Below are 2,515 nucleotides of genomic sequence, written 5' to 3'. Positions count from 1 at the left end.
CACTGGGACGATCTGGTGGTCGACCGGTACGCGGCGGCCGGGGGCACGCGGCGGCTGCGTCGCTACGGGACGTTCACCCTGACGGGGGACGCGGAACTGCGGCCCCGCTCCCACGGCACGTTTGTCCAGCCGGACGACACCAACCCGCTCTACGTCGACGTCGAGCGGCGTTTTGATCCGCTGACCGGCGCGTTCGTCGCCGATCCGGTGTTCCGGAAGCTGGTCGGGCTGCTCGGCGCGCTGGCGCGGGGGCTGGACGCGCGGGACGAGTGGGTGGTGCAGGTTCACCCGTTCCGGGTAATCGCCGCCGGCGGGCAGGACGGGCAGCCGACGCCGGAGGGGCGGCACAAGGACGGGGTCACGCTGGTGACGTCCATGCTTGTCGGTCGGGAGAACGCCGCCGGCGGGCGGAGCGCCGTGTACGACGACAGCGGCGGCGCGCCGCTGCTGGCGGCGACGCTCGACGAGCCGGGGGCGCTGCTGCTCGGCGACGACCGCCGTACGGAGCACGAGGTGTCGCCGATCCGCCCGCGGGACCCGGCGTCGCCGGCCCGTCGCGACGTGCTGGTGACAACGCTGCTGCCGACGGGGTGACGTGCGCGGCGCGGGTGGGTTGTGGATGATCGGGGTATGGACACCACGCTGCGTCTGGCCCAGCAACCCGAGGCCGACGAACTGCTCGGCCGCAGCCCGCTCGCCGCCCTGGTCGGCATGCTGCTCGACCAGCAGGTTCCGATGGAGTGGGCGTTCACCGGGCCGCACACCATCGCCCAGCGGATGGGCGTCGACGACCTGGACGCGCACGAGATCGCCGCGCAGGACCCGGAGGCGTTCGCGGAGCTGCTGTCGCGGAAGCCGGCCGTGCACCGCTACCCCGGCTCGATGGCGGGCCGGGTGCAGAAGCTGTGCCAGTACCTGGTGGAGCACTACGACGGTGACGCCGAGGCGGTCTGGCGGGACGTGGCCGACGGCCGGGAGCTGCTGAAGCGACTTGTCGACCTTCCGGGCTTCGGCAAGCAGAAGGCGCAGATCTTCCTCGCCCTGCTGGGCAAGCAGGTGGGCGTGGCGCCGGAGGGCTGGCGGGAGGCGGCCGGGCCGTACGGCGAGCAGGGCTCGTACCGGTCGGTGGCCGACATCACCGGGCCGGAGTCGTTGGCGAAGGTCCGCGCGTACAAGCAGGAGACCAAGCGCGCGGCGAAGGAGGCGAAGGAGGCGAAGGGGAGCTAGGCCGGCGGGGCCTTGGCGAGGAGTTCGTCGATGACCGCTGTCTTGGCGTCGGCGTAGTTCTGGACGTACTTCCAGTGACGGACGGCGAGTTCGCGCTTCCGGCGCTCGTACTCGCGGCGCGCTCCCGCGTCGGACCGCAGCAGGTCGCGGAAGCGCAGCATCCGCACGGACTCGGGGCAGCCCTCGGCGAAGACGTGGAGGTTCACGGCGGGTTCGGCGGCGGCCGCGCGCAGCACGCGGTGCTCGTACCAGTCGGGTTCGCGGATGGCGAGGTGGAGGCCGAGCGCCGCGAGCGCGGGCACGTAGGTCTCCTCCCGGCCGGGCTCGGGCAGTTCCAGCAGGATGTCGACGATCGGCTTGGCCGCGAGCCCGGGAACGGACGTGGAGCCGACGTGTTCCAGCAGGCGGACGTCGGCGCCGAGCGCACGGCGGACGGCGTCGGCGGTGCGGGCGTAGGCGGCGGCCCAGGCGGGGTCCGGCTCGGCCAGTTCGACGCGGCCGTCGAGGCGGGTGGGCTCGCCGACGTGGGCGGCGCGGATCTCCGCCTCGCTCATGGGCCGGGCCGGGTCGTCCGGCGTGCGGGGGCTCCGGGAGTGCTCGGTCACGCGGAGGGCCCGGCGGCCGTCGTGGCGTCGGGTGTGGCGGCCGTTGTCGCGGGTTCCAGGAACTCCAGGCGGTTGCCGAACGGGTCGGCGGAGTGGAAGCGGCGGTAGCCGGGGAAGTTGTCGTCCCAGGTGACGGGCAGGCCGTGGGCCTGGAGGCGGTCGGCGAGGGCGTCGAGGGACGTGACGAGGATCCCCGGGTGCGCGCGGCGGGCGGGCACGAAGTCGGCCTCCGCGCCGAGGTGGACCTCGATGCCGCCGCCCCGGAACCAGCAGCCGCCGCGCGCGGCGAGGACCGGCGGCTTCTCGATCTCCGCGAGGCCGAGCACGCCGGACCAGTAGGCGCGGCAGCGGTCCTCGGTGCCGGGCGGCACGGAGAGCTGGACGTGGTGCAGCGGGCCGACGGTGAAGGCGGCGGGACGGCTGTCAGGGGCGGCGTGGTCGTCGGGGGCGGGCTGTGCGGTCCGTGCGGTCATGGGCGGTCGTCTCCAGGTTCGCGGCTGTCCCGCCCATCCTCGCCGTGGGCGCGGTCTCCTGCCAGCGGATTCCGGAGGTGCCCGGGGCGCGAACAGGCGGCCGGTCGGCGCGTGTTGGGCTCGGCGGGTGGTCGCGACGGATGGCGTGGCGGCGGGGAGGGGTCGACGAAAGTCGCGGGCGGCCCGTGCGGCGCCGGCGGGGCTGTGACC

At 74.6% G+C, this 2,515-nt stretch carries 4 protein-coding genes; 2 read left to right on the top strand and 2 right to left on the bottom strand.

The features are described from left to right. Both GL263_RS25015 and GL263_RS25010 read left to right on the top strand, forming a co-directional pair. The coding region (locus GL263_RS25015) for a 2OG-Fe dioxygenase family protein (protein ID WP_182858013.1) at window positions 1-594 on the top strand (594 nt) is incomplete at its 5' end. Window positions 595-630: 36 nt separating this feature from the next. Further along, a complete protein-coding gene (locus tag GL263_RS25010; protein WP_182858012.1) occupies window positions 631-1,227 on the top strand; it encodes an HhH-GPD-type base excision DNA repair protein in 597 nt (198 codons plus the stop codon). Here the strand turns inward: GL263_RS25010 and GL263_RS25005 are convergent. Both GL263_RS25005 and GL263_RS25000 read right to left on the bottom strand, forming a co-directional pair. Next, window positions 1,224-1,832, bottom strand: coding sequence for a GrpB family protein (locus GL263_RS25005; protein WP_323379555.1), 609 nt, complete (start codon window positions 1,830-1,832; stop codon window positions 1,224-1,226). The genes GL263_RS25010 and GL263_RS25005 overlap by 4 nt on opposite strands. Then, the gene (locus GL263_RS25000; RefSeq protein WP_228456809.1) at window positions 1,829-2,305 is read right to left on the bottom strand and encodes a VOC family protein; all 477 of its coding nucleotides are present in this window, start codon (window positions 2,303-2,305) and stop codon (window positions 1,829-1,831) included. The genes GL263_RS25005 and GL263_RS25000 overlap by 4 nt, the downstream gene beginning before the upstream one ends. Window positions 2,306-2,515 lie beyond the last annotated feature (210 nt).

The sequence above is a fragment of the Streptomyces durbertensis genome (genome assembly GCF_014156695.1).
GTDB classification, from domain to species: domain Bacteria; phylum Actinomycetota; class Actinomycetes; order Streptomycetales; family Streptomycetaceae; genus Streptomyces; species Streptomyces durbertensis.
The sequence above is the reverse complement of the archived record's forward strand: the minus strand, read 5'-3'. Positions and strand labels throughout refer to the sequence as shown.